At 66.2% G+C, this 2,896-nt stretch carries 3 protein-coding genes; all 3 read right to left on the bottom strand.

The features are described from left to right. Positions 1-784, bottom strand: a 784-nt coding sequence (locus GA0115259_RS37085) for a cupin domain-containing protein (protein WP_141716862.1), incomplete at its 3' end; no start/stop codon positions are given. Positions 785-863: 79 nt separating this feature from the next. Beyond that, positions 864-2,024, bottom strand: a complete 1,161-nt coding sequence (locus GA0115259_RS37080; RefSeq protein ID WP_161230591.1) for an ABC transporter substrate-binding protein — start codon at positions 2,022-2,024, stop codon at positions 864-866. 155 nt (positions 2,025-2,179) lie between these two features. Continuing rightward, positions 2,180-2,896, bottom strand: a 717-nt coding sequence (locus GA0115259_RS37075) for a fumarylacetoacetate hydrolase family protein (protein WP_107469414.1), incomplete at its 5' end; no start/stop codon positions are given.

Below are 2,896 nucleotides of genomic sequence, written 5' to 3'. Positions count from 1 at the left end.
GGATCGGCCCCCCCCCCTGCCACATCAGGCTGTAGCCGGTGCCACTGAGGATCACCACATGGGCGCCGGGCGAGTGCCGGTGTGCCTTCTTGTACGTTCCGACAGGGAACTCCGACACATGCGCCATCATGGTGTTCCTGGCCAGCTTGAACTGGACGTTCGTACCGCCGGCGCCGCGCTCGCGGTACGCGACGAGCTGGAAGTCCCGTACATCCGGGATGAAGTTGCTCTCCCACAGCCGGCCGGTCAGTGTGCCCTCGCCGCTGAAGTAGCCGGCCGCTCCGGAGAAGCGGGACGGGAAGTCGTAGGGACAGTCGAAGACGAAATCGGCCTCGTCGAAGAGGTTGATGACCACCGGCGCGTTGGTCACGGCGAGCAGAGTCGCCGGCTCCTCGCCACTGCTGTTGAAGTGCTGGTAGCGGACATTGAGCGGGATCGCGAACAAGGAACCGCGCTGCCACTCGAAGCTCTGCGGCTCCTCGCCCGGCCCCCACACCGTCGTACTTCCCCGCCCGGAGAGCACATAGATCATCACCTCGTGCAGATGGCGTACGGGGTGGAGGTGCTGTCCGGGCGGGATCCGGCACACATAGCAGTCGTTGCTGCGGTCGCTGGCGTCATGGTGGATGAAGCAGCCGTAACCGCCCATGCGCGCCCAGGGCTTGAGCGGGACCGCCCGGAGGTCCGGGATATGGAAGCCGGGGACGATGTCGATGCCCTGGTCGCGGGACCACCGGGCGTACATGCTGGGCGGAGCGGGTGCCCGCCGCGGCTGCGCTGTCATGACTGCCTCCAGAAAGGTGTCTTCTCCTGCGGGCTGCTGCGGGCCACCACGGACCGAACACTGCGACGGGCCGCCGCGGCTACTGCGGGCCGAGCAGCTCGGTCAGCATCTTCTGGAGCCGCTTCACGTCCTTGGTCAGTACGGTCCAGCCGTAGCTGTCGTAGTACTCGCTGCCCGCCTGCGGGACGGTCGCGCCCAGCTCGGCCGGCACCGGCACATCCGCGCGATTGCTCGGCACCTGGAGGGCCTTGGTCCATACGGTGTTTCCGTCCTTGCAGACCAGCCAGTTGACCAGCAGCTTGGCGGCCTCCGGGTGCGGAGCCTTGTTGTCGAGGGCCAGCAGGCTGGAGCCGCCGGTCACCACGGGCGGCGCACCGGTCAGCTTCAGCTGCTTCAGCGGCAGTCCTTCGGCGAGCGCCTCCTCGGTCTCCGCGGTCTGGAGCGACAGACCGAAGGCGAATTTGCCGCGGGCGATGTCGTCCAGTTCCTGCCGCTGGTCGGTCAGCAGAACCGGCTTCTGGTCCACATAGAGGGACTTGACGAAGTCCTTGCCGTAGGCCTGCTCGAAGGCGCCCACATCGTAGATGGCCCCGCCGTTGGAACGCGGGTCGTCCACCACGATCTTTCCCTTCCACTTCGGGTCGAGCATGTCCTCGAAGGAAGTCAGATCGCCGTCCTTGACCAGGTCAGTGTTGACGACCACGCCGGAGTCGACGTAGTTCGACAACTGGAGGATCTTCTCCTTCTCGGGATCGACCCACTTGGGCGCGCCGTCACGCCAGTTGTCCGCGGTCAGCAGCGCCGGATCGAGCACGTCCTTGAGGGAGCTGATCCAACCTTCGCCGTAGTAGGTGCTCGACATGGTGTTGCCACCGCCGCCGAACACATCGTGGGTGTAGATGCCGGCCTTGCGCTCGGCCTGGAGCTTGGCCGCGATGTCGCTGTTACGGCCGCCGACATAGGTGACCTTGACACCGTAGGTCTGCTCGAACGCCTTCGGTATGTCCGTACGCACACTGCCGTCCGGTGTGCCCGTCATGACCACCTCCCCTTCCTCCTTGGCCCGTTGGGCCAGGGCGCCGTCGGGGTCCGGACATCCCGCGGAGACGCTCTTGCCGTCGGTGTTGTTGCCGGAACCGGCGCTTTCCGCGGAATCGGTGGATGTGCCTCCCGAGCAGGCGCTGAGGAGCAGCACCGCGGCGGCGGGGAGGATGAGCCCGGCCTTCGTCATCATCGACATGGCCCTCACCTGTTCTCTGTGCGAGTGAGTGATGTGGCTGGGGGGTGTGAGGACCATAGCGATGAAGTTCGCCCTCCAGGAATACTCGTGTCGAATATTCCGCCAGGAGGAAAGAGGGGCTTTTTCCTGGAGCGCGCTGGAGTGTGAGGGCATCCTCAGCCAGGACCGGCGGCGCCCTCGGCCCGGACCGGCAGTGTCATGGCGCCGAGCCGGCTGATCGATGTGTCCAGCACATCGCCGGGCAGGATCGGGCCGACGCCGGGAGGTGCGCCGGTGAAGATCACATCTCCGGGATTCAGTGTCATCATGCGCGACGCGTAGGCGATGATCTGCGGTATCGGTGTGATCAGCGAGGCGGTGTTGACCGCCTGCCGTCGTTCGCCGTTGCAGGTCAGCAGGATGTCGAAGTCCGCCGGATCACCGGCCTCGTCGCCGGTGGTGAGCCAGGGGCCCAGTGGGCTGAAGCTGTCGTAGCTCTTGCGCCGCGAACGGTCGGCGGCGCTCCGTACGGTGATGTCCAGACCGATGGTGTAGCCGAGCACATGCTCCAGCGCGTTCTCGACGGCGATGTCCTTGCCGCCGGTGCCGATCACCACGACGAGTTCGGACTCGTGATGGATCTCGCTGCCTGCCGCGAGTACCTCGCGCGGCAGCACGATATCGGCCTCGGGCCCGACGACCGACGACGGTGCCTTGAGGAAGACATCGAAGTTCATCATCCAGGACTCGACCTGGCCCAGTGTGCGTTGCTGCACCGAGTGCATCTCGTCCACGTGTTCCCGGTAGTTGCTGGCGCAGGCGATGATCTTGGTGGGTGCCAGCACCGGCGCGGCCAGCCGCACCGAGTCCAGCGGCAGGCGCCGGCCGGTGGC

It is taken from the genome of Streptomyces sp. MnatMP-M17, assembly GCF_900091995.1.
Lineage (GTDB): Bacteria > Actinomycetota > Actinomycetes > Streptomycetales > Streptomycetaceae > Streptomyces.
This window is presented reverse-complemented; position numbering and strand designations above follow the sequence as displayed.

What these genes read in the sequence shown, in the direction of transcription:
- GA0115259_RS37080 (WP_161230591.1), bottom strand. Translation starts at nt 2,024, where the DNA reads ATGTCGATGATGACGAAGGCCGGGCTCATCCTCCCCGCCGCCGCGGTG.